Genomic DNA, 20,294 nt, shown 5'->3' on the forward strand with positions numbered 1-20,294 from the left:
GGAAACCGTTCGGGCGTGACGACGGGTCACCGCCGCCGGGAACCGGCGGTCGGTGCGACTAGCGGAGGCCGGACGGGAGCCGGCCGGTGGCCGTCAGCGCCCGGTCCAGCAGGCCCTGCGCCCTCGACCGGGCCACCGTCCCGTCCGGGGCCCGGACGTAGAGCACCAGGCCCACGCCGTCGGGCACGGCGCGGGCGCGCACGTGCTCCAGGCCGTCACCCGGACCTGCGCACGCCCACAGCGCGGCCTGGACCTCCACGGCCGCCGCCTCTCCCGACGGGGAGGCGGCCTCGGCCGGCATGGTCAGATGGACCGCGAACACCGCAGGTCAGACCCGACCGGCGAGGTCGTCGACCGGCGGGGCGTCCCAGCCGATCGACCGGGGGGACGGAGTGTCCCACCCGATCGAGTCGGCGCCGGGGAGGTCCCAGCCGATCGACCCGCCCGTGCCCTGGACGGCGGACGGCGCGGCGGCGGAGGCGGTCGGACCGGCGGTGAGGGCCGGGGCGGCGGCGCCGGCGATGGTGAGGGTCAGGAGAGCGGCGGCGAATGGACGGACGGCCACGACGGAGTCCTGTTCTGTGCGGGAACTGCGTTGAGGGAGACCGCAGTTCTGGGTGTCCGGAAATTCGTGCATTGCGCGCACGGCGAATCCTTCCGTTTCACCGCCCCGCACGGGAAGGGAATCCGGGGGCAGGATCAGGACAGGCAGCATGCTGCAAAATCGCGCGGGGCGGCGGGACGGGTTCCCGCCCCGCCGCGGGGCCTGCCGGCGCCCGGACGCCGCTGGAGTGGGGCGTTGACCGGATCATGCCCTTGCGAGTGCGTTCCGGCCGGAGGAAAGATCGGCTCCGGGCCGACCGGGCATACGGAATCGTCCACGGGGATCAGGGGTCGTGAAGTGCTGGAACTGCTGGGGCTGGACGCCACCGCGGAAGTCGTCTACCGGGAAATGCTCGCCGACCCAGAGGGAGGGGTCGCGGAACTCTGCGAGCGGCTCGAACTCCCCGAGGCCGACGTGCGCACAGCCCTCGACCGGCTCGCCGACCTCACCCTGCTACGGACCTCCCGTGAACGGCCCGGCGCCCTGCGGCCGGTCAGCCCGGAGCGCGGACTGGAGATCCTGCTGCGCCGCCAGGAAGAGGAACTCGCTCGCCGCCAGCAGGAGTTGGCGGCCTCCAAGGCCGCCGTCGCACGCGCCCTGGGGGAGTACGCGAAGGTACGGACCGACACCCCGGTGGCCGACCGCGAGCGGCTGCTCGGCCTGGACGCCATCCAGGACAAGCTGGAGGAGCTGAGCGCCCGGCTGACCACCGAGGTCCTGGCGGTGATGCCCGGCGGCGGCCAGTCCGCGGCCAGCCTGGCCGCCTCCCGCCCGCTCGACGAGGACGCCCTGCGACGCGGAGTCAGGCTGCGCACCATCTACCAGGACGGCATCCACGACGCCCCGGAGACCCTCGACTACGCCCGCTGGATGGCCGGCCTCGGCGCCGAGGTGCGCACCGCGGCGGCGCTGCCGCCGCGGATGCTGGTCTTCGACCGGAGCACGGCCGTGGTGCCGATCGACCCGGAGAACACCCGGGCCGGTGCGCTGTGCACCAGGGAGCCCGGCATCGTCGCCTCCCTGGTCGCCCTGTTCGAGCAGACCTGGGACACCGCCGTCCCGATCTGCGGGGACCGGGACGAGGTGGCGTCGTTGACGCTGAGCACCGGGGAGCGCGAGCTGCTGCGGCTGCTGTCCACCGGACTCACGGACGACGCGGCGGCCAAGCGGCTGGGCGTCTCGGTGCGGACCGTACGGCGGCAGATGGCCTCCGTGATGGAACGCCTCGACGCGGCGAGCCGCTTCGAGGCCGGGCTGAAGACGGCGCGGCGCGGTTGGTTGTAGGGCCCGTGCGGGCCTGACCGGCGGGTGCGTCGCGGCGGCCGGTTCCGGGATTCACCGGCGGGCCGCCCGGGTACGCCGTACCCTCGGGCGCAGCCGGCCGGCCGCCGCCCTGGGCCCTGAGGAGGAGGACGGCGTGGACACGGCTGCGGAGGACACGTCCCTGGGTGGGCCCCGGATCGACCCGCTGCTCGCGGACCGCGTCACCGAGGCGCTTCTGCTGGCCGGCCTGCCCGTCGGGTACGGCGGGCACGGGCCCGGCGTCCGACTGCGCCCGGCCCGGCCGTACGACGACTCCGACGACTGCGCCGGGCTGATCGCCCTGCACTGGGAACCCGGCCCCCGGCTGGCGGCGGCCGCCGCCATGGAGGAGCCCCGGCAGCCCGCGGCCGCAGCCCGACGGGTCGTCACCGGCGGCATGCAGAACGCGCTGGCGGAGTTCCTGCCGGCCTTCGGCATCGAGGTCGTGGCCGGGCGGCTCGACGGCGAGACCAGGGTCGGCGGCACCGGTGGCCCCGCCCCGGCCACCGGCCCGGCCGGCTCCGCCCCGGCCGGCTCCCGCCCGCAGGACCTCGGCATCGGCGCGGACGTCGTCGACGCGGTGCGCCGCACCGCCGCACTCGCCGGCCTCCCGGTCGCCGACCACCTGCACGCGCCCGGCATCACCCTCGCGCCGTGCCGGCCCGTCGACGACGGCGACGACACCACCGGCGTCGCCGACCTCCGCTGGAACCCCTCCCGCCGCCTGGCCGCCGCCCCCGCCGAGCAGGCCGCCCGGGCCCGTACCGCCGTCCAGGACGCCATGCGGCACGCCTTCGGCGCCGTCCTCGGCGCCTGCGGCCTCGACCTGCGGTGGCGCCGCCCGGCCGCCCTCCCGTACCAGTTGCGCGCCTTCGGGCTCGTGGAGCGGCCGCCGGTCCGGCGCTGACGTCCGGCGGTCTCCGGTGCCGGTCGCGGGCCTTCGGTCCACGTCAGCGGAGTCTGGTCGATCGGTCCTCGACCGGACTCCGGGGCGCGGGACCTGACGGGGCGGCCGGCTGCCGCAGCGGGGCCCGGAGGCGGTGGGCGAGGGCGCTGGCGGCGACGCAGAGGAACAGGCCGGTCCAGAGCAGCGGGGGGTTCTGCAGGCCCAGGCCGATGACGGCCGGGCCGACGGCGTAGGAGACCGTCCAGGTCAGCTGGAACAGGGACATGTACGGGCCCTCGTCGCCCTTGGGGGCCATGGTGACCGCCGCCGCGGCCGCGGTGGGCTTCGAGGCGAGTTCGGCGAGCGCCAGGACCGCCGCGACGAGGACGGCGAGCGGGCCCTGGACGCGGTGCGGGGCGGTGGAGATGACCGCGGTCAGGGCGATGGCGGCGGCCACCGCGCCGATCGACAGGCGCAGCACCCGGGACCGGCTCCAGCCGGAGAGCCGGCGGCTGATCCGCATCTGCAGGGTGGTGGCGGTGGCGTAGCGGACGGCGACCACGACGGTCGGCCAGTACGGCGCCTGGTGGAGGCTCTCCACCAGGTACACCGGGAAGGCGACCGTCGGGATCAGCCAGGCCGCCGACAGCAGCGTCTGGGACGCGACCAGGGACAGGAAGCGCCGGTCGCCGAGCGCCGCCCGGGTGTTCGAGCGCGCCGCCCTGGGCCCGGGCCGCTCGGCGGCCGGCACGGTGACCCCCAGCAGCAGGACGGCGGCGAGGAGGGAACTCGCGCTGTTCAACGCGAGCGCGACCCGCAGGCCGTCGCCGCCGGCGAGTGCCATCAGGGCGGTCGCCCCCAGGGTGCCGACGCCCAGGGAGGTCGTCTTGAGCACGGTGACCGCGGAGAACCACTCGGTGAGCTCCGCCGGTTCGGCGAACCGCGCGACCAGGGTCGGCCAGGCGGCGCCGTAGAGCCGGTCGGCGGCCGTCACCAGGAAGGTGGCGGCCGCCACCGTGGCCAGGTTCCCGGTGGCGAAGAACAGGCCGTACCCGAGTGCGGTCAGCACGTTGCTGACGAGCAGACAGGCCTTGGGCCCCGCGGCCTGGACCAGCCGTCCGCAGAGCGGTACGACGGCGAAGGACGCGAGCGACCCGACCGTGACGGCGGTGCCCGCGGCGGCCGCAGGGAAGTGCTGGACGGTGACGAAGAACAGCAGCGACAGCGGCAGGAAGACCCCGGAGCCGAACGTGTCGATCGCCACCGAGAGGAACAGCCGCCGCTGCCGACGGAACCGCCCGGCCCCTGTCACCCCGCCCCCGTCCCCGCCCCGCGACTATCGCGTGCCGCGCAGCTTGAGAATGTACGTCGCGGTGAGCGCGACCGCACGGTCCTCGTCCCGGGCGAGCTCGTCGAGGGCGCGGTCCGTGGTGCCGCCCGGGACCTCGGCGAGCGCCTGGGCCAGGCGGCGGCGGGCGTCCGGGCCGACGGCGTCGTGGGCGAGGCGCTCGACCAGCCCGGCGGCGATCCGCTCCGCCAGCGCGGGGTCGCCCGCCAGGGCGCCGAGCGCGTCGGCCGCGTCGGCGTCGTTCACCGCCTCGACGATCATGTCGACGAGCGTCGGGACGGCGTCGGCGACCCCGCGGGGCCCGAGCGCCAGGGCCGCGTACCTGCGGACCACGGCGTCGGGGTTCCCGAGGGCGTCCCGCAGCAGCGCCGTCGCCGCGCCGTCCGGCAGCTCGGCGAGGGACCGGACGGCCCGCTCGCGCACCTCGGCCGCGGGCGAGCGCAGGCCCTCCGCGAGCAGGGCCGCCCCGTCCCCGCCGGCCCGCGCCAGCGCCCAGCGCAGGGCCCCGGCGACGTTCGGGTCGGACTCGCCCAGCACGGCCGCGACCAGCGCCTCCACCGGCACCGCGACGTCCTCGCCCGCGGACCGGGCCGCGTCGCCCGCCGACAGGGCGGCGCGCTGCCGGGCGCCCGGGCTCTTCGACTCCAGCGCCTGGAGCAGCGCGACGACCCCCAGCACCTCCTCCCAGCCGGCGGGCTCCGCGGCGTCGATCCGCCGCAGCCGGGTGAGCAGCTCCGTCTCCGCCGCGATGCGTTCGCGGGTGCGGCGGATGAGGTCGTCGACGAGTTCCGCCGGCGCGAAGCCGGGGTCGTCGAGCGCCCGGCCGACGTCGCGCAGCGACAGGCCCAGCGACCGCAGGCTCTCGATGTGGAAGATCCGCCGGATGTCCTCGTCGGAGTAGCGGCGGTAGCCGGAGCCGGTGCGCCCCGTGGGCCGTACCAGTCCGAGCGACTCGTAGTGCCTGAGCATGCGGGCGCTGACCCCGGACCGCCGGGCGACGTCGCCGATCAACACTGCCTACCGTCCCTCCTGGCGGCCCTGGCCGTAGACCGCCGTGCGCTTCGCCTCCTCGATCGCGGACTCGAATCCGGCGTCCGGGTCGTGCCACAGCCGTTCGGTGGCGAGCGCGTGGGCGCGCACCCGGGGGTCGGGGTCCGTCGTCGCGGCGTTCAGCGTGGGCAGCACCGCCTCCCCGAGCGCGACCAGCGCCCGGCTGAGGCTCAGCCGCGTCTCGTGTCCGCCGCGTCCGAGTTGAGCCGCCAAGACTACGGCCAGGTCGCGCCGCCCACCGTCGGGTACCAGGACGACCGCGGCCCGCCAGGCGCTGCGGGCCACCTCGTCGTCGGCGTCGGCCAGCAGCGCGGGCGTGATCGCCGGCCAGGCCCGCCGGTCCCCGATCTTGGACAGCGTGTGCAGGGCCTGGCTGCGGGCCTGGGCGCGCTCCGCCCGGACCTCGTCGAGCAGCAGCGGGAGCGTCGCCGCCGCCTCGTGCCGGGTGAGCGCCCAGGTGAGCATCTCGCGCACGGTGAACTCGGGCTCGACCGCGCACCGCTCGACGAGCCCGCCGACGAACCCGGGGTGCGGGCGGCTGCCGGCGGCCAGCGCCGCCCGCAGCCGCACCGACGCGTCGTCGTGCTCCAGCCCGCGCAGCAGCGGTGTCGTCTCCGTGTCCTCTTCCGGCCTGATCATCAGGACCACCTCCCGGACCGCAGTGAAGTCCTTGTCACCGTGTCAAGGTCAAGCGGTCGGGCGGGTCCGGGTCCGGGTCGAGCGGGAGGGAGGGGGAGGGCCGGAGGCACCGGGGACGTCAGGTCGGGTCGGGTCAGGTGAGCACCTTCGCCTTGGCGCGCTGGTACTCGTCCTCGGTGATGTCGCCGTTGTTCTTGAGCTCCGCGAGGCGTGCCAGATCGTCGACGTGGGAGGAGGGCGCCGTGGTGTCGGCGGCCGTCTGCCGGATGTAGGCGCGGAACTCCTGTTCCGTGTCGGCCGCCCGCTGGGCTTCGCGCCTGCCCATCCCCTTGCCCCTCGCGATGAGGTACACGAACACGCCGAGGAAGGGCAGGAGGATCAGGAACACGCACCAGCCGGCCTTGCCCCAGCCGCTCACCGTGTCGTCGCGGAAGAGGTCCCCGAAGACGCGGAACAGCAGGAAGAACCACATGATCCACAGGAAGATCCACATGGTCGTGAAGAAGATGTCGAGCAGCGGGTAGTCCACCGCGGGCCTCCTGACATCGATTTCGTGAAGAATCCCGACTTCCAGGTACGCGCCGCGGGCCCGTCCCCGCCTCACCCGGAGCGGGTGAGACGGCCCCGGGCGGCCGCGTGGCGGCGGGGTTATTCTGCGGCTGATGGGCGGATCGGAGAGTGCGCGGCGACAACCCGGCGTGGTGGGACGACTGCTGAGGACGCTCCGGGCGGATCCCGCGTACATGCCCGAGCGACTGGCGGCCTTCGTGGTCGACTACCTGGGGCCCCAGGCGGCCGAGACGGCCGCGGCGCTGCGCGACCCCGAGCGGGCGGGCGGCGACGCGGAACGGGCGGAACGGGCGGGGGCCGCCGGGCCGGATCCCGCCGGGCAGATCATCGACCGCGGGGTGCGCCGCACCGTGGTCGAGGGCTCCTTCCTCGGCGGTCCGTTCATCCTCCTGCTCCCGGTCGCCTTCGTCGCCGCGTTGCTCGCCCAGCTGCGCATGGTGCTGGAACTCGCGGCCTTGTCCGGCCGCGACCCCTGCGGTCCCGACGCGGCGGCGGAGGTGCTGGTGGTGCAGGGGGTCCATCCGGCGCCGGCGCAGGCGCACGAGGCCCTCCGGAAGGCGTCGCGGACCCCGGCCGACGGCCGGGAGAAGGCCTCCTGGCCGGCCGTCGTCCGCCGCCAGGCGTACCTGATCGGCCTGCTGACCCCCGACGACCCGGAGCGCTCGGTGGTCCGCAAGTGGCTCGGCTGGGCCGGGCTGGGCGCGCTGCTGCTCGTCGGAACCGTGATCCCCTTCGTGTGGGTGCCCGCGTGCGGCGTGATGTACCGCCGCGCCACCGGCGAGCTCGCCGACCGGGCCCTGCTCCGGTACGGGCTGGAGGGGCGCGCGGCCGCCCAGGCGGGGAGGGCCTCGTCGATCCTGCGCCCGGGCGTGCTCCTCGTGGTGCTGCGGACCGTGCTGGCGGTCCTGGCGACCGTGGGCGCGGTGCTGATCGTGCTGCTCACCGGGGCCCGGGTCGTCGGGAACACCTGGCTCGCGATGTTCCTGGTGCTGCTCGGGATGGGTGCCCTGACCGTCGGATGGCGCTGGCTGCGCGCCCGCCGGTCCCGGCGGGCGGCCGGGGTCTGAGCGGCCGCGGGGGCCAGAGCGGCCGCGGGGGTCAGAGCAGGTGCAGCGCCCGCGCCCGCCGCACGGCCCGGTTGCGCCCGGTGACGGACAGCTTCCGGTTGATGCTCTTGAGGTGTGTCTTGACGGTGTTCACGGAGAGGATCAGCTCGGCGGCGATCTCGTCGGTGGACAGCATCTGCGCGGCCAGTCTCAGCACGTCCAGTTCGCGGTCGCTCAGCGGCTCGACCGGATCGTCCGCCGTGGCGGTGTCCTCGGCCGCCTCGCCCGTGGGGCCGCGCAGGAGGTCGGGGGGCAGCCAGCCGTGGGAGTCCACCAGCTCGGGCCGGGAGCGCAGCAGCCGCGCCAGCCACGGCCCGGCGTCCCGGAACGGCCGGCGCAGCCGCTCCGGCCGGGCGACGGTGAGGGCGCGGGCGAGCAGGCGCTGGGCCGCGGCCTCGTCGCCGAGGGCGAGGGCCGCCTGGGACCGGGCCAGCAGGACCCGTGCCGTGACCGCGGGCCCGTGACCGTCGTGCTCCGGGATCGCGTCCAGGATCCGCAGGGCGTGTCGGCTCTCCCCGGCGGCGAGCCGCGCCCGGGCGGCGGCGACGGCGCACTCCGGTCCGTCCGCGCCGCTGCGCTCCAGTGCCCGGAGGGCGGCGGCCGGGTCCCCCTCGGCGAGGTGACCGGTGCAGAGGGCCACGGCCACGCCCTCCCGCACCCAGGGCGGCGGCGGTCCGGCGGCGGGGCCGCCGTGCTCCAGCCCGTCGAGGAGGTCGAGGGCCGCACGGGTACGGCCCTCGGCCAACAGCGTCCTCGCCCGGACGATCGCGATCCCCGCGGCGACGGCCGGGTCGTGGTCGGCCGCGTCCGATCCGGTGGCCAGGTCGATCGCCGCCCGCGCCGCGGGCAGGTCGTCGCGGTCGACGGCGAGCGCGGCCAGCACGAGCTGGCCGGCCCCGGTGCGGGAGTCCGGTGGCAGACCGGCGCGTTCGGCCTCGGCCTCCGCCTTCCGCAGGCGGACCTCCGCCCGCCCCGGCCTGCCCCGGAGCAGGTCGATCAGGGCCAGCCGGGTGAGCGACTCCTGGCGCGGACAGGCCGTGGTGGCGCCGTCGGTGGCCGCGGCGGCGGACAGCGCCGTCTCGGCGGCGTCGAGGCTCCCCTTCCAGAGCAGCGCGGAGCCGAGATCGGTGAGCCGGAGCGCGGGAAGCTCGGGGTGCTGCCGCAGCAGCCCCGCCGGGAGGTCCTCCTCCCACCGGGCGGCCTCGGCGGCGGCGGTCCGGGCCATGTCGGCCGAACCGAGCAGCCGGCCCGCCAGCACCCGCAGGTGGGCGAGGCTGAGCAGGGCCGCCGCCGGGGCGTCCTCGCCGTCGCGTGCGGAGAGCAGCGCCTCGGCGCGCCGGAGGTGTTCGAGCCCGCGGTCCACGTCGTGGCGGGCGAGGTCGCGTGCCGCCCGGACCAGCTCCGGGGCGGGCCCCCGGGCGTCGGGCGCCATGTCGGCGAACAGCCGGTCGAGCCGGTCCGCGCCGCGGCCGGTGAACAGCCGTCCGATGGTCAGCTGGTCGACGACCTGTGTCGCGGCGAACTCCCAGTCGCCGGCCGCGGCGGCGTGCACCAGCCCGTCCGTCAGGTGCCCGGCCGCGATCAGCCAGCGGGCGGCCCTGCGGTGCAGCGCCCGTTCCAGCCCCGGGCTGCGCGCCGCGAGGTGGACGCGCAGGATCTCGGCGAACAGCGGGTGGCAGCGGTACCAGCCGTGGCCGAGCGCCTCGACGAAGGTGTCGGCGCGCGCGAGGTCGGCGAGGATCCGCGCCCCGTCCGGCCGGCCGGTCAGCGCGTCGGCCAGATCGGGGTGGACCCGTTCCAGGACGCTCGTGCGCAGCAGGAGGTCCTGGGCCTCGGCGGGCTGGGTGTCGAGGACCTCGGCGAGCAGGAAGTCCGCGACCGTGCTGCGGCAGGCCTCGAACTCCTTCAGGTACGCCTCCGGGTCGGCGGCGCCCTGGGCGGCCAGCGCGGACAGCCGCAGGCCGGCGGCCCAGCCGCCGGTCCGCTCGGTCAGCGACCGGATCGTCCCGGCAGAGAGGTCCAGGCCGTGCCGGCGCAGCAGCGCGGCGGTCTCCCGGGGGCGGAAGGCCAGGTCGGCGGCCCGGATCTCGGTGGTGTTGCCGGAGGCGCGGTAGCGGTGCAGCGGCAGGCTCGGCTCCGTGCGGCTGATCAGGACGAGCCGCAGGCCCGGGCCCGCGTGGCCGAGCAGGAAGTGGAGTCCGGAGGCCACCTCGGCGGACGACACGTGTTCGAACTCGTCGAGGACGAGGACCACGGGATCCTCGCGGCGGCTCAGGTGGGCGGCCAGCCGGGCCAGCAGCGAGTGGTCGACCTCGGAAGCCCGGGCGGGGCAGCCGATGTCGTCGGGCAGCGCGACGCCGTGGTGCCGGACGGCTTCCAGCAGGTAGGCCCAGAAGACGCCCGGCGCGTTGTCCTCCCGCTCCACGGTGAGCCAGACCGCCGAGCCGCGCAGCCGCGTCGTGGCCAGCCAGTCGGCGACGAGCAGGGTCTTTCCGGCTCCCGCCGGGGCGTTCACCAGCAGCAGGGACGTCCCCGGGCCGTCGCCGAGACGCTCGACCAGTCGCGGTCTGTGTACGAAGGTGACCGGGATCGGGGGGACGGCGAAGCGGGCCGCGAGCACCGGATCGCCCCCGGGTATCCGGGCCGGCCTCGCGGAGCCGCGTCGAGGTGCGTCCGCCGGGCGGACGGGGGGACCGGCGGCTGGGCTGAGGGGCATGGTGCTCACCTCAGAGGGGATGGCGCATGGTGAGCGCGGATCGCTGACAATCCCCATCCTGTCCGACACCGTCCGGGCTGGCAAAGGCGGCCTCGGCGCACGGGCGGGGCGCCCCGCCGGCCGCGGCCGCGGCGGCCTCAGTCCTCGTCCTCCGGGTTCGGTGTCGGGGTTCCCAGCAGCCGGGCCAGCCGTCCCTGGCTCGCCACCACGTACCCGATGCCGATGCAGAGCGTGACGGCCGTGAACACCACGATGAGCCAGCTGAGCAGGGTGAAGACCAGGCCGAGCGGGCCGAACTGGGTGATGCTGCGGTTCAGCGAGCGGGGGACGTACAGCCGTGACGCCCAGGCGAGCACCGTCAGCGCGGCAGCGGTCAGCACCGCCCCCGGCAGCAGCGGGGGCCAGGGGATCCGGCCGCCGAGCAGCAGGTGCTGGGTCCACCACCAGAGCAGGGTGGCCGTGATCAGGTAGAGCACGGCCCCGATGGCCGCGCCCGTCCCCAGCCCGGAGCGGATCTGGCCCTGGAGGATCAGGGCGGTCAGCCACATCAGGAGCCAGGCGAGCCACCGCCACGCCGCCAGGCGCCCCGCCAGGTGGGGCAGGTGCCAGCTCCGCTCGCACAGGCGCTGCAGGATGCGGCTGCACGTGGTGGCCGCGAGCAGGGTCACCAGGATCCCGACGCCGCCGAACGTGTCGGTGGTGGACTCCGCGCCGCTGGGGTTGAGCGCCCCCGTGATCTCGTCGAGCGAGGCGCCCTGGAGGCCCAGGACGGTGCGCAGCGAATCGGAGACGCTGTTGCGCACCACCCGGGGCATGAAGGCGGCCAGCACGAACAGCACCGGGATGGCGGTCAGGAACGTCTGGGCGGCGAGGCGGGTGGCGGTGTCCAGGACGTGGATGTGGATCAGCTGGGCCGCGAGCCGGCGCGGGAACGGGGCGTCGCGCAGGGTGGCCGTCCGCCCTTTCAGCCAGGCGGTCCTGCCGCGGATCCAGTCGGTTCGGCGGGGCTGACCAGGCTGCTGCGCCACGCCGCGCTCCCTCCGGTCGATGCCCCTGCCGCGTTCCCGGTCCGCTGCTGCGGATTCCGTCCAAGACTGGGCGACGGGACGCCGTGCGGCACCTCGGGCGGTCCGCCGTTCGGCGCAACGCGGTGACCGCTCTGGACGGGCGCCCCGGCCGCGGGCGTACGAGGCTACGAGGCAGGCACGTACGAACCGCGTGGGCCGGTGAGCACGAGGAGTCACGGTGAACCGATGGAGAGCGCTGATCGTCCTGGGCATGGCGCAGTTCCTGATGGTGCTCGACGCGTCGGTGATGAACGTGTCCATCAGCCAGCTGGTCGAGGACTTCGACACCGAGGTCACCGCGATCCAGGCGGTGATCACCCTCTACACGCTGGTGATGGCGGCGTTCATGATCACCGGCGGCAAACTCGGCGACATGTTCGGTCGCCGCCGGATGTTCAAGGTCGGGCTGGTGGTCTACGCGGTGGGGTCGGCGATCACGGCGGTGGCGCCCACCCTGGGGCTGCTGGCGCTCGGTTGGTCGGTGATCGAGGGGCTGGGCGCGGCGCTGGTCCTTCCGGCACTGGCCGCCCTGGTGGCCGGCGCCTACCGGGGACGGGACCGCGCGACCGCCTACGGCGTCATCGGGGGCCTGGCCGGGGCGGGCATCGCCGTGGGGCCGCTGCTCGGCGGATGGCTGACCACCTACCTGACCTGGCGGCTGGTCTTCGCCGGCGAGGTCGTCCTGGTCGTCGTCATCCTGTTCCTGCTGCGCTGGATCGAGCGGCAGCCGGCACCGGAGCACCACGCGCGGATCGACCTGGTCGGGGTGCTGCTGTCGGCGGCCGGGCTGGGGCTGGTGGTGGTGGCCGTGCTGCAGAGCAGTTCCTGGGGCTGGCTCCAGCCGCGCAATCCGCCGTTCACCGTCCTCGGGTACTCGCCGACGCTCTTCGCCGTCGCGCTCGGCGGGGTGCTCCTGGTGCTGTTCCGGTCGTGGGAGCTGCGCCAGGAGCATCCGCTGGTCAGGTTCGCGCTGTTCGGCATCCCGCCGCTGCGCTCCGGCCTGCTGATGCTCTTCAGCCAGAACCTGATCCTCCTCGGGCTGTTCTTCGTCATCCCGCTCTACCTCCAGGCGGTGCAGGGGCAGAACGCCTTCCAGACCGGTCTGCGGCTGCTGCCGGTGTCGGTCACGATGCTCGCCGCCTCGATGTCAGGCCCGCTGCTCACCCGGTTGGCGTCGCCGAGAACGGTGGTGCGGACCGGGCTGCTGGTGCTGTTCGCCTCCTCCCTGTGGCTGGTCGGCACCGTCGAACCGACGCTCGACGACCTGTCGTTCGCGCTGGCGATGGCCGCCCTGGGGATCGGCATGGGGCTGCTCGCCTCGCAACTGGGCAACGTGGTGCAGTCGAGCGTCGGGGAGGAGGACCGCAGTGAGGTCGGCGGGTTGCAGTACACCGCGCAGAACCTCGGCTCGTCACTGGGCACCGCGCTGATCGGCGCCATCCTGATCGGCTCGTTGACGGTGGCCTTCGGCAACACCGTCGCCGGGCACCCGGAGATCTCCGACGCGGTGAAGCAGCAGGCCGGGATCAGGATCGAGGCGGGCGTCACCTTCGTGCCCGCGGACCAGCTCGCCACCGCGCTCGCGGGGACCACCGTCCCGCCCGCGGAGGCGACCGCCATCGTCGACTCCTACAGCGCGGCCCAGCTCGGCGGCCTCAAGGTGTCGCTGCTGGCGGCCGCCGCGATCACGCTCGCCTGCTTCGCCTTCACCGGCCACCTGCCCGCCCGGCGCGCGTCGGGCGGGCAGGCGCCAGCCGGAGGGGCGGGCCCGGCGTAGGGCCGTCCCGCTTCCGTCGGGGTCGGCTCACACGCCGGGCCGGGCGCTGATCCGGCCGCTGTCGATGGCGCGGTCGAAGACGTCGCCGGAGCCGAGGTACGCCGCGACGGCGATGCGGTCCCCGGTGCGCGCGTGCCCGTGCGCGAGGGTGCTGCCGCACAGCTCGGCGTACCGGTCCAGCAGGTCCACGGGCATGCCGTCGACGACGGCGGAGCCCTTCATGTCGCGCAGCTGGCGCCAGTAGAACTCGCGGCCGCCGGGGCCGGTGGCCCAGCCGAGGAAGATGTCGCCGACGGCCTGGAGGCGGCGTTGCCCGGCGACCACGCGTCGACCCTGGTGCCGGTGGAGGCTGGGCGCCAGGTACGGCTCCAGGACGGACCGTTCGGCCTCCTTCACCTGGAGGAACAGCGGTTCGCCGCCGGCGCGTCCGAGGAAGAGCCCGATGTGGCACCGGGTGCCCACGCTCCCCACGCCGACCACCTTGCGGGCCGCGTCGACCAGATCGAAGCGGTCGAGCAGCGCTGCCCGCTCCTCCGCGAGGGTGTCCCGGTAGTCCAGCAGGATCTGCCGCAGGCGCGGCAGCTCCTCGCGGTCCATCGGTTCCAGGAGCGGCGGGTCGCTGATGATCCGGGGTTCGCCGTCCGGTCCCGGCTCGGTGAGCTTGGCCAGCGCGTGCAGGCTGGTGCGCCCGCGTGCCTTCGCCAGGGTGGTCCGGATGCGCTTGCCGTACTTCGTCTCCTCGATCAGCGGTAACAGGTCGGCGGTGTCCACGCGTTGGTACCAGACGTCGAGTTCACCGAGGCCGGCGAGCCGTCGCATGGAGGTCCGGTACGCGCGGGCGGACGTGAGCGCCACCGCCCGGGCGGACTCGTCGGGCTGCCCGTTGTCGCGCGCGGCCACGGCGATGCTGGCGGCCAGGCGTTTGACGTCCCATTCGAAGGGGCCGGGCAGGGTCTCGTCGAAGTCGTTGAGGTCGAAGAGCAGGGCGCGCTCCGGCGAGGCGAAGAGTCCGAAGTTGCACAGGTGCGCGTCCCCGCAGAGCTGGACGGTGAGGCCGGTGTGCGGGCCTGCGGCGAGGTCCGCGGCCATGATGGCGGGGGCGCCGCGCAGGAAGGCGAACCGGGAGGCCGCCATCCGGCCGTAGCGGATCGGCACCAGTTCGGGGACGCGGGTGGCGGCCTGCGCCTCCAGGATGCCGACGGGGTCGGCGCGGTCCGGTGCGGGGGCCCAGTTCCCGTGCTCCGAACGCGGCACGGTGCGGCGGGCCTGGCGCCCCGTCGACTCCGACTCGGCGGCCGTCCCGGGCGGTGCCGACGTCATGACCGGACCTGCCGGTACCTCGCGTGGGTGACCTCCCTGATGGTCCCGATGATGTGTGAGAGGGCGTGGGCCACCGTGCCGGACAGGACGAGCAGGATGCTGATGAGGATCCATCCGTCCTTCTCGTTGACGCTGAGGTCGCCCGGGCGCACGGGGCGGACCGGTGCGGGTGTGCGCTGCGGCGCGGGGCGCAGGATCTCCCTGGCGATCGCGATGAGGCCGGACAGCGCGTGCGCGACGGCGCCGGCGAGGAACAGCGAGGACCCGAGGACGATCCAGCCGACTCGTCCGAGCTCGTCGGGTTTGGCCGCGCTGGTGGAATGTGCTGCCTGGTGGTGGATGCCGAGCACCGCTCTCGCCTCCTTGCGGGGTGGGTGACGGGGTTGCCGGGGTGGGGGGACTGCCCTCCTGAGGGCCGGCGCCCGTGGCACCAGCACCTTGCGTCCGGCCACGCTACGAGCGCCCGCCGGGCTCCGGATCACCCGACGTGGGTGACCGCGTGGACGCGCCGGAACCCGGAACGCGGGCGATGATGGCGGCAACGGGCCCACCGGACGTGGGACCCGTCGGACGTGGGACCCATCGGTCGTGGGACCCGTCGGACGTGTTCGAGGGGATGACGGGAGCAGGCGTCGTGACCACCTCGCGCAGTCGTACCCCTGCCCCGGGCGAACCGGCTCCGGTCGCCATCCGGACCCGGACCGACTACGCCGGCGCGGTGTACGGCTCGATGCTCGCCGCCTCCGTGATCGCGGCCTCCGGCCTCAACGAGCCGCACCCCAGGCTGTCGCTCATCCTGCTGCTGGTGATCACCGGGTTGGTGTTCTGGGCCGCCCACGTGTACGCGCGCGTGGCCGGGGAGCGCGAGGCCGGCCGTCAGGTCACCCGGCGCCAGGTGCGCGAGGTGGGCCGGCACGAGTGGCCGCTCGTCGAGGCGTCGGCGCTGCCCGCCCTGGCGGTGCTGGTCAGCCCGTGGCTGGGGGCGGGGGAGAACGCCTGGCTCGCCCTCGGTGTCGCCGTGGCGCAGCAGGTGACCTGGGCGGCGCTGGGCGCCCGCCGGGCGGGCGCCTCGCCGGGCCAGATCGCCGCCGAGGCGGCGGTCAACCTGCTGCTGGGCCTGGTGATCGTGGCGGCCAAGGTCGCGGTGGGGCACTGAATCACCCGTGGCGGGTGATCCGCCGGTGAGCCGACGGTGCTATGTGGCGAGGAGTCGCTGCTTCTGCGCGCTGAACTCCTCCTCGGTGAGGACGCCCTGGTCCCGCAGCTGCGCCAACTGCTGCAGCTGGGCGAGCTTCTGGTCCATGCCCGCCGGGGCGGGCGCGGCAGGAGCCTGGGGCGGAGGCGGCGGGGGCGGCGCGGGCTCGGCCACCACGTCCTGTTGGGCCCAGCGGCCCGCCTGACGACGGGACACCCGGTTGGACACGGCGGTCGCCGTGCCGGCGACGACGGCGGTGCGCGCGACACCGCGCAGCAGACCTGGCATGGTTCGTTCTCCTCTCGGCGGGTTCACCCGGTGGCGGACGTTCCGGAGCCGGAGCCGTCCGATGCGTCGTTCCCGTCCCCCTCGGTGCCGTCCAGCGCGTCCAGGGACTGCATCAGCTCCTGCATCGGCACCCGGCCGCTGGCGACCACCTGGGCGCCGCTCCGGCGCAGGGCCGCGGCGAACGGCGCGGCCCAGGTGTTCTCGTAGATGAGCACGCCGGCCGAGTTGCCGGGCTCGATGACCCCGGCGGCCTCGCTCAGGTCGTCCTCGTCGAGCAGGCCCGATCCGACGCCCTCGAAGACGGCCAGGTCCAGCCGGCCGTCACCGTCGAAGTCGGCGATCTCCATGCCCGCGACGGTGCCGTCGGTGTCCTTGCGCACGAACGCGAAGTCCAGGATGCGGATCAGGCCCCGGTCCACCAGGTCGATCAGCAGCGGGAGCGCTTCTCCTGTCATCCGGTTGCCGGGGAACTCGACCACCAGGTAGTCGATCGGTCCGGTTTCGGCGAGGTCGTCCTCGGTCATGGCGGTGCTCCCTTCCACGTGGGTCCCTCGTCCGGCCCGTCGGGCGAGGCGCTGCTTCCGACGCTAGGGGGCGGCGTCATGCCGGCGGATCACCTGCCCGGGGTGAGGAACGGCCCGGTGCCCCCTCGTCCGGGCGGCCCAGCCCGGCGTGCCGCGCGGGGGCCCTTGCGGCGTGAATGGTGTCCAGCGGTGCCATGGCCGCGCGACGAGTGCCGGGAGAGCTGTTGAACGGACCGAGTGAACCCCAGCCGTCCGGGCCCCAGCCGTCCGAGCCGCCGCAGGGCGGGCTCCAGCCGTCCGGGCCTCCGGCGGGCGGGCCCCCGCCGGGCGACGGGCCGCCGACAGGTGGCGGCAGCGCCCCCGCGGGGCACGGGCACTCCTCCCGGGCGGGCCGGATCGTGATGAGCACCGTGTCGGCCGTGCTGATCACGCTGACCTGCATCCTGGTGCCGGTCTCGCTGCTCACCGTCTGGGTGCACGACATCGCGCTGGACACCGACCGGTACGTCAGCACGGTCGCGCCGCTGGCGAGGAACACCGCGGTCCAGGACGCCGCGGTCCACCGGATCACCGAGGCGGTGGACGTGAAGGTGAACGGCCCGGAGGTCGCCTCCGACCTGGCCGCCTGGCTGCAGTCGCAGGGGCTGCCGCCCCGGGCCGCGTCCGCCGTCAAGTCGCTGGGGCCCAAGATCGACGACGCGGTGGACCAGGTGGTCACCGCGGCGGCGACCAGGGTGGTGCGCAGCGACGCCTTCGACACCGTCTGGACCGAGGCGAACCGCGCCGCCCACACGGCCGTGGTCCACGCCCTGACCGGACACGGCCGCGGCGCCGTCGGGGTCACCGACGGCACGGTCACCCTCGACGTCGGCAAGGCCGTGGACCAGCTGAAGCAGGATCTGGTGGCCGCGGGGCTCACCCCGGCCGAGAAGATCCCGGAAGTGCACAAGCAGATGGTGCTGTTCCAGTCCGACGAGCTGGCCAAGGCCCGCGGCGCCGCGCACGCGCTGGACGTGCTGGGCAACTGGCTGCCGGTGCTCACCGTGCTGCTCGGCCTGGTCGGCGTCCTGCTGGCGCGGCGTCGGCGCCGCGCCCTGGTGGCCACGGCGCTCGGAGCGGCCGGGGCCAGTCTGCTGGTGGCGATCGCCCTGGTGGTCGCCCGGCACTACTACCTCGACCACCTGCCGCCCACCGTCCAGTCCCCGGACGCCGCGGCCGCGATCTTCGACACGCTGGTGAGGTTCCTACGGGTCAGTCTGCGCACCGCGATCGTGCTGGGCGTGGTGGTGGCGCTCGGCGCGTACCTCTCCGGGGCGGGCCGCCTGCCGCGCGCCGTGCGAGGCCGGGCGGACCACACCGCGGACTCGGTCGCCCGGTGGAGCGGCGCGCACGGCGTGCACACCGGGCGGGCCGGTACCTGGACCGACGCCCACCGCCGCTGGCTCGTCCTCGCGGCGCTGCTGATCGTCGCCCTGGTGTTCGCCCTCTGGAACCACCCGACGGTGCTGACCGTGCTGCTGCTCGCCCTCGTGCTCCTCGCCGTCCTCGCCGTGCTGGCGCTGCTCGCCGCCTCCGGGCGGGTCGGGGCCGGGAATCCGCGGGACGAGGACTGAGGGAACCCCACGTGGTCGTACGGGGCGGCGGTCACGCTCCGCGGCCGCGGCCGGATCCGTGCGAACGACAGGACCGGGATCCGGTTCTAACGTGAACGTAGGACTTCTGTTCCACCCTCCCGCCCACCGCGGCCCGCGAGGCGGTTGCCATCGAAGGAGTCACTGTCATGACCAGCAGCGTCAGTGGAGTCGGCAGCAGTCAGATCCCCCAGCCCCAGCGGCATCCCTATGCGTCCGGATGGACCATCTTCGCCGGGGTCATGCTGATCACCGGCGGTCTCATGGCGATCATGGAGGGGATCTCCGCGATCGCCAAGGACGACCTGGTCGTCGTCACCCGCAACTACGTGTACTCGCTGAACAGCGCGGGGTGGGGGTGGATCCACCTGATCATCGGTGTCCTCATCATGGTGGCGGGCATCGCGGTCTTCAGCGGCGCCCTGTGGGCCCGCATCTTCGGTGTGGCCGTCGCCTCGCTGGGCATCATCGCCAACTTCCTCTGGCTGCCGTACTACCCGGCGTGGGCCGCGATCCTGATCGGGATCGACGCCCTGGTCATCTGGGCGCTGTGCGTCGGCGGCCTCAAGAAGGCGGCCGAGTGACCTCGCGGGACGCCTGGCGCTGACCGCGCGCCCGGCCCGGATCCCGGCACCCGCCGGGGTCCGGGCCGCCGTTGTGCCGGTCGCCTGCCCGCCGGGTGCCCGCCGCGTTGCCCGCCGGGTGACCGGGCCGCCGGCGCGGCGTCGGACGTACGGAACCGGACTGTGAGGCCCGGGTGAAGGTCGTGGGTGGGGCCGGTGATCGGCCGTTGATCGGGCGTAGACGGCGAGCCTGCAGCATCGGGAACCGAAGGGAGCCGGTGTCGGAGGCGCAGCCTGGACACGGGGCCCGTACGGCCGGACCACGGGCCGGACGGGCACCCGGCGCTGATGCCGCCACCGGTCCCGACGCCAGGAGGAGTCCGGACCACGAAGGGCAGACGAGGCATGGACGGCGGGCAGTCGGTGCAAGCGGTGAGAACGGCGACGGTCTTCGGCGAGCTGCTGCGGCTACGGCGCGAGCGGATCGGGCTGACCCAGCAGTGCCTGGCCGACCACGCGACCCTGAGCGTGCGGGCGATCCGGGACATGGAGAGCGGCCGGGTGCGCAGGCCCCGCAACGAGACCGTCCGGCTGCTGGCGGACGCGCTGCGGCTGGAGGGCCGCAGCCGGGCCGACTTCGAGGAGGCCGCCCGCCGGCACCCGCTCGCGGACGAGCCGGCGGCCGCGCCGGCCGCCCCGCCGGTGGCGCGCGGGGCGATCGTCGGCCGGGAGATGGAGGCCGAGGTGCTGGCCGACGCCTTCGCCGTACACGGCGACCGGCTGGTCTCGCTGGTGGGCCTCGGCGGGGTGGGCAAGACCCGGCTCGCCCTGGAGGTCGCCCGCCGGCTGCACCTGGCCGTTCGCTGGTCGGTGCGCTGGGTGGACTGCGGCGGCGGCCCGCACCCCTGGCGCGCGCCGCTGGACGACCTCGTCCGCGACATCGGCGACCGGCCCGCCCTGCTGGTCCTGGACGGCGCCGACGGCGGGGTGGACGCCGGGCAGCTGGACGGGCTGTTCCACCACTGCCCCGGACTGCGGGTGCTGATCACCGCCCGGCAGGCCAGGCCGCTGCCCGGCGGCCAGGTCATCCCGCTCGCGCCGCTGCCCGTCCCGGCCCCCGAACTCGACGCCGAGCCGGAGGCGTTGGCGCAGGTCGGAGCCGTCCGGCTGCTGCTCTCGCACCTGTGCCGGCTGCGCCCCGGCTACACCCTGGAGCGCTCCGAGGCACCCGCCGTCGCGGAGCTCTGCCGCCACCTCGACGGCCTGCCGGGCGCGTTGGAGCGGGCGGCGGGGTGGGCGCTGGTGCAGTCCACCGCCCAGCTGGTGGACCGGCTGGGGGCCGTCCCGTTCACCCTGGCCGCGCCGCCGGTGGTGTTCGGCGCGCGCGGTGACCTGCGGGACGAGTTGGAGCCCGCGATCCTCTGCCTGACTGACCGTCAGTGGGCGCTGCTGGAGGTGCTGGTGGACGAACCGGGGGACTGGTCGGGGGAGGACGCGGTGGTCCGCAGCGGCTGGGCGCTGCAGACCTGCCTCGCCACGGTGCACGAACTGCTGTCGCGCGGGCTGATCCGCAGCGTGCCCGCCCGGGACGGCGTGCGCTTCACGGTGCTCAACCTGTGCCGGCGCCTCGTCCGGGAGGAGCCGAGGGTCCGGATCGGGGCGGGCGGGGACGTCCCGCTGCTGGCCGTCGCGGGCTGACCGTCGGGGG

General features: G+C 75.0%; 20 protein-coding genes. 8 read left to right on the forward strand and 12 right to left on the reverse strand.

The features are described from left to right. Positions 1 to 58: 58 nt before the first annotated feature. Together ACIQ87_RS00375 and ACIQ87_RS00380 are read right to left on the reverse strand one after the other, a co-directional pair. Positions 59 to 301, reverse strand: a complete 243-nt coding sequence (locus ACIQ87_RS00375) for a hypothetical protein (RefSeq protein WP_402399270.1) — start codon at positions 299 to 301, stop codon at positions 59 to 61. 27 nt (positions 302 to 328) lie between these two features. Further along, on the reverse strand, positions 329 to 565 hold the full coding sequence (locus ACIQ87_RS00380; RefSeq protein ID WP_402399273.1) for a hypothetical protein: 237 nt from the start codon (positions 563 to 565) through the stop codon (positions 329 to 331). A 336-nt stretch (positions 566 to 901) separates the two neighbouring features. Between ACIQ87_RS00380 and ACIQ87_RS00385 the strand changes: the two genes are divergently transcribed. Continuing rightward, entirely contained in the window at positions 902 to 1,888 is a 987-nt protein-coding gene (locus ACIQ87_RS00385) for a LuxR C-terminal-related transcriptional regulator (RefSeq protein ID WP_402399275.1), read from the forward strand. Positions 1,889 to 2,021: 133 nt separating this feature from the next. Next, entirely contained in the window at positions 2,022 to 2,813 is a 792-nt protein-coding gene (locus tag ACIQ87_RS00390; RefSeq protein WP_402399278.1) for a hypothetical protein, read from the forward strand. Between the two features lie 43 nt (positions 2,814 to 2,856). Here the strand turns inward: ACIQ87_RS00390 and ACIQ87_RS00395 are convergent, their stop codons facing one another. The 4 genes from ACIQ87_RS00395 to ACIQ87_RS00410 all read right to left on the reverse strand — a co-directional run bounded on the left by ACIQ87_RS00395 (position 2,857) and on the right by ACIQ87_RS00410 (position 6,358). Further along, the gene (locus ACIQ87_RS00395; RefSeq protein ID WP_402399281.1) at positions 2,857 to 4,056 is read right to left on the reverse strand and encodes an MFS transporter; all 1,200 of its coding nucleotides are present in this window, start codon (positions 4,054 to 4,056) and stop codon (positions 2,857 to 2,859) included. Positions 4,057 to 4,128: 72 nt separating this feature from the next. Then, the gene (locus ACIQ87_RS00400; RefSeq protein WP_402399284.1) at positions 4,129 to 5,154 is read right to left on the reverse strand and encodes a MerR family transcriptional regulator; all 1,026 of its coding nucleotides are present in this window, start codon (positions 5,152 to 5,154) and stop codon (positions 4,129 to 4,131) included. A gap of 3 nt (positions 5,155 to 5,157) precedes the next feature. Then, a complete protein-coding gene (locus ACIQ87_RS00405; RefSeq protein WP_402399287.1) occupies positions 5,158 to 5,829 on the reverse strand; it encodes a HEAT repeat domain-containing protein in 672 nt (223 codons plus the stop codon). A 133-nt stretch (positions 5,830 to 5,962) separates the two neighbouring features. Next, positions 5,963 to 6,358 carry an SHOCT domain-containing protein gene (locus ACIQ87_RS00410; RefSeq protein WP_402399290.1) on the reverse strand — a complete coding sequence of 132 codons (396 nt, stop codon included), beginning with the start codon at positions 6,356 to 6,358 and terminating at the stop codon, positions 5,963 to 5,965. A gap of 214 nt (positions 6,359 to 6,572) precedes the next feature. Here ACIQ87_RS00410 and ACIQ87_RS00415 point away from each other — a divergent pair, with 214 nt between their 5' ends. Then, on the forward strand, positions 6,573 to 7,466 hold the full coding sequence (locus ACIQ87_RS00415) for a hypothetical protein (protein ID WP_402399293.1): 894 nt from the start codon (positions 6,573 to 6,575) through the stop codon (positions 7,464 to 7,466). A gap of 31 nt (positions 7,467 to 7,497) precedes the next feature. Here the strand turns inward: ACIQ87_RS00415 and ACIQ87_RS00420 are convergent, their stop codons facing one another. Next, complete coding sequence (locus ACIQ87_RS00420; protein ID WP_402399296.1) at positions 7,498 to 10,221, reverse strand: LuxR C-terminal-related transcriptional regulator; 2,724 nt, start codon at positions 10,219 to 10,221, stop codon at positions 7,498 to 7,500. Between the two features lie 137 nt (positions 10,222 to 10,358). After that, positions 10,359 to 11,249, reverse strand: coding sequence for a ribonuclease BN (locus ACIQ87_RS00425; protein ID WP_402399299.1), 891 nt, complete (start codon positions 11,247 to 11,249; stop codon positions 10,359 to 10,361). A gap of 217 nt (positions 11,250 to 11,466) precedes the next feature. On the opposite strand from ACIQ87_RS00425, the gene ACIQ87_RS00430 reads away from it, so the two are divergent. Beyond that, entirely contained in the window at positions 11,467 to 13,065 is a 1,599-nt protein-coding gene (locus tag ACIQ87_RS00430; RefSeq protein ID WP_402399302.1) for an MFS transporter, read from the forward strand. Between the two features lie 27 nt (positions 13,066 to 13,092). Here ACIQ87_RS00430 and ACIQ87_RS00435 read toward each other — a convergent pair whose 3' ends face one another. Together ACIQ87_RS00435 and ACIQ87_RS00440 are read right to left on the reverse strand one after the other, a co-directional pair. Further along, positions 13,093 to 14,385, reverse strand: coding sequence for a DUF2252 domain-containing protein (locus ACIQ87_RS00435; RefSeq protein WP_402399305.1), 1,293 nt, complete (start codon positions 14,383 to 14,385; stop codon positions 13,093 to 13,095). Beyond that, a complete protein-coding gene (locus tag ACIQ87_RS00440; RefSeq protein ID WP_402399308.1) occupies positions 14,382 to 14,735 on the reverse strand; it encodes a hypothetical protein in 354 nt (117 codons plus the stop codon). Before ACIQ87_RS00440 ends, ACIQ87_RS00435 begins: the two co-directional genes overlap by 4 nt. Positions 14,736 to 15,019: 284 nt before the next feature. Here ACIQ87_RS00440 and ACIQ87_RS00445 point away from each other — a divergent pair, with 284 nt between their 5' ends. Beyond that, complete coding sequence (locus ACIQ87_RS00445) at positions 15,020 to 15,541, forward strand: hypothetical protein (RefSeq protein ID WP_402399310.1); 522 nt, start codon at positions 15,020 to 15,022, stop codon at positions 15,539 to 15,541. Positions 15,542 to 15,580: 39 nt separating this feature from the next. Here ACIQ87_RS00445 and ACIQ87_RS00450 read toward each other — a convergent pair whose 3' ends face one another. Both ACIQ87_RS00450 and ACIQ87_RS00455 read right to left on the reverse strand, forming a co-directional pair. Next, positions 15,581 to 15,868 (reverse strand): SHOCT domain-containing protein, encoded by a 288-nt coding sequence (locus ACIQ87_RS00450; RefSeq protein WP_402399313.1) that lies wholly within the window; start codon positions 15,866 to 15,868, stop codon positions 15,581 to 15,583. Positions 15,869 to 15,891: 23 nt separating this feature from the next. Further along, the gene (locus ACIQ87_RS00455; RefSeq protein ID WP_402399316.1) at positions 15,892 to 16,392 is read right to left on the reverse strand and encodes a DUF6325 family protein; all 501 of its coding nucleotides are present in this window, start codon (positions 16,390 to 16,392) and stop codon (positions 15,892 to 15,894) included. Positions 16,393 to 16,793: 401 nt separating this feature from the next. Here ACIQ87_RS00455 and ACIQ87_RS00460 point away from each other — a divergent pair, with 401 nt between their 5' ends. The 3 genes from ACIQ87_RS00460 to ACIQ87_RS00470 all read left to right on the forward strand — a co-directional run bounded on the left by ACIQ87_RS00460 (position 16,794) and on the right by ACIQ87_RS00470 (position 20,284). Continuing rightward, the gene (locus tag ACIQ87_RS00460; protein ID WP_402399319.1) at positions 16,794 to 18,005 is read left to right on the forward strand and encodes a hypothetical protein; all 1,212 of its coding nucleotides are present in this window, start codon (positions 16,794 to 16,796) and stop codon (positions 18,003 to 18,005) included. A gap of 167 nt (positions 18,006 to 18,172) precedes the next feature. Then, positions 18,173 to 18,607 (forward strand): hypothetical protein, encoded by a 435-nt coding sequence (locus tag ACIQ87_RS00465; protein ID WP_402399322.1) that lies wholly within the window; start codon positions 18,173 to 18,175, stop codon positions 18,605 to 18,607. A gap of 411 nt (positions 18,608 to 19,018) precedes the next feature. Continuing rightward, the gene (locus ACIQ87_RS00470; RefSeq protein WP_402399325.1) at positions 19,019 to 20,284 is read left to right on the forward strand and encodes a helix-turn-helix domain-containing protein; all 1,266 of its coding nucleotides are present in this window, start codon (positions 19,019 to 19,021) and stop codon (positions 20,282 to 20,284) included. The last annotated feature ends 10 nt before the right edge of the window (positions 20,285 to 20,294 follow it).

The organism is Kitasatospora sp. NPDC096204 (assembly GCF_044763205.1).
In the GTDB taxonomy this organism is placed as follows: domain Bacteria; phylum Actinomycetota; class Actinomycetes; order Streptomycetales; family Streptomycetaceae; genus Kitasatospora.

Coding starts and splice junctions, on each gene's coding strand:
- ACIQ87_RS00405 (WP_402399287.1), bottom strand. CDS start 5,829: ATGATCAGGCCGGAAGAGGACACGGAGACGACACCGCTGCTGCGCGGG.
- ACIQ87_RS00435 (WP_402399305.1), bottom strand. CDS start 14,385: ATGACGTCGGCACCGCCCGGGACGGCCGCCGAGTCGGAGTCGACGGGG.
- ACIQ87_RS00415 (WP_402399293.1), top strand. CDS start 6,573: ATGCCCGAGCGACTGGCGGCCTTCGTGGTCGACTACCTGGGGCCCCAG.
- ACIQ87_RS00455 (WP_402399316.1), bottom strand. CDS start 16,392: ATGACCGAGGACGACCTCGCCGAAACCGGACCGATCGACTACCTGGTG.
- ACIQ87_RS00450 (WP_402399313.1), bottom strand. CDS start 15,868: ATGCCAGGTCTGCTGCGCGGTGTCGCGCGCACCGCCGTCGTCGCCGGC.
- ACIQ87_RS00465 (WP_402399322.1), top strand. CDS start 18,173: ATGACCAGCAGCGTCAGTGGAGTCGGCAGCAGTCAGATCCCCCAGCCC.
- ACIQ87_RS00420 (WP_402399296.1), bottom strand. CDS start 10,221: ATGCCCCTCAGCCCAGCCGCCGGTCCCCCCGTCCGCCCGGCGGACGCA.
- ACIQ87_RS00375 (WP_402399270.1), bottom strand. CDS start 301: ATGCCGGCCGAGGCCGCCTCCCCGTCGGGAGAGGCGGCGGCCGTGGAG.
- ACIQ87_RS00460 (WP_402399319.1), top strand. CDS start 16,794: ATGAGCACCGTGTCGGCCGTGCTGATCACGCTGACCTGCATCCTGGTG.